The sequence below is a fragment of the Massilia sp. P2_C2 genome, assembly GCF_056404615.1.
Genome location: NZ_JBFUDR010000564.1, coordinates 1 through 1,749 on the forward strand (window position 1 = coordinate 1; position 1,749 = coordinate 1,749).

General features: G+C 67.8%; 1 protein-coding gene. It reads right to left on the minus strand.

Annotated features, from left to right (window positions below; all coding sequences use genetic code 11):
• On the minus strand, positions 1-1,588 hold a 1,588-nt coding region (locus AC1DYX_RS30860), incomplete at its 3' end, for an APC family permease (RefSeq protein ID WP_477265993.1).
• Between the last annotated feature and the right edge of the window lie 161 nt (positions 1,589-1,749).

A 1,749-nucleotide genomic window follows, 5' to 3' on the forward strand; every position in this document is an offset into this window, starting at 1 on the left:
GGAACATGCGCTGCACCCACAGCAGCGCGTGCAGACCGCCGCCGCGCGAACTGCCGACGATGAACACCGCCGTCGGAGCGTCCGGCTGCGGTTCCGGGGTATCGGTGCACGGGCCCGCAGGCTGGGCGGCGAACACGCGGTCGACGTCGGCGATGCGGGCACGCGTATCCGTGTAGTGGCGGCGCACGGCGAGGCACAGGGCCACGACGAGGCCTGTGAGCAGGATGGTGACCCAGCCGCCTTCCATGAACTTTTCCACGATGGTGACGACGAGGATGCTGGCCGTCACGGCGAAGCCGCACAGCGACAGCATCAGGCGGCGCAGCCAGCCCGCGTCGCCGCGGTGGCGCAGCCAGTAGCGGGACAGGCCCAGCAGCGACAGGCTGAACGTCAGGAACACATTGATGCTGTACAGGACGACGAGCAGGTCCACGCGCCCGCCGCTCGCGAGCAGCACGAGGGCCGCCGCCATGCCCATCAGCAGCACGCCGTTCTGCGTGACGAGGCGGCTGGACAGATAACGGAACTGGTGCGGCACCCACGAATCCTGCGCCATGTTGGCCAGCACGGAAGGACCGCCCAGGAAGCCGGTGTTGGCGGCGACGAGCAGCAGGCCGGCCTCGCAGGCGAGCGTGATGGCGAGCACGACCCCCAGCACCGTGCCATCGAGGCCGGCGTGCTGCAGGATCGCACGGAAGGCGACCGCGTTCAGCGTCTGGCCGTCCTGCGGCGTAGCGTTCCACAACAGGTACAGCAGGATGATGCCGCCGGCCGTGAAGGCCAGGCTGCAGGCCATGTACAGCATCGTCATGCGGCCCGTGCGTACGCGCGGCTCGGCCAGCGAGTTCACGTTGTTCGACACGGCTTCGATGCCCGTATAGGTACCGCCGCCCAGCGAATAGGCCTTCAGGAGCAGTGCGAGCGTGAAGATCCACGACGTCTGGCCGGCGAGGCCCGTCGTCTCGCGCACGGTGTCGGGCAGCAGCGCGGGAATCGCGCCGCCCTTGACGGCCACGCCGTACACGATCAGCAGGACGTGCGTGGCGACGAAGCCGAGGAAGATCGGCAGCAGCACGCGGATCGATTCCTTCATGCCGCGCAGGTTCAGCCACAGCAGCATGACGACGAGCCCCAGCTCCGTGCCCAGTTTCCAGGCCTGGAAGCCGAGCGGCAGCAGCGAGAACAGGGCGTCGACGCCGCTCGCGATCGAGATGGCGACCGTCAGCACGTAGTCGACCACGAGGGCGGCGCCGGAGACGAGGCCGGCGTGCTGCCCGAGCAGGACGGTGGCGATGCGGTAGCCGCCGCCGCCGGTGGGGAACAGTTCGATCACCTGATTGTAGGCGAATGCGATGACGAAGACGGTGGCCGCCGTCGCCAGGGCGAGGTACAGGCCGAAGTGGGCGTGGCCGCCCAGCGCCTTGAACGCTTCCTCGGGACCGTAGGCCGAGGAGGAGAGGCCGTCGGCGCCGAGGCCGACCCAGGCGAGGAAGGCGGCGAGCGTCAGCGAATGGCGGGTATCCTGGCGCAGCGGGTCGAGGGGCCGGCCGAGCAGGGCGGTGCGGAGTTGTGCGAGTGTGGAAGCCATGGGTGCATGGGGGTGGTGGACCAGGATGTCACGATAGGCCGGCGCCTTGAAAATTGTCGTAAATGCTCGTCCTGCCGCTGTAAACGCCTTGTAAACGTCGCGCATTTTTATGCCGCTTTTACGTGTGATCGCTTACCATCCTTGCATGCAGAGTTCCGGAT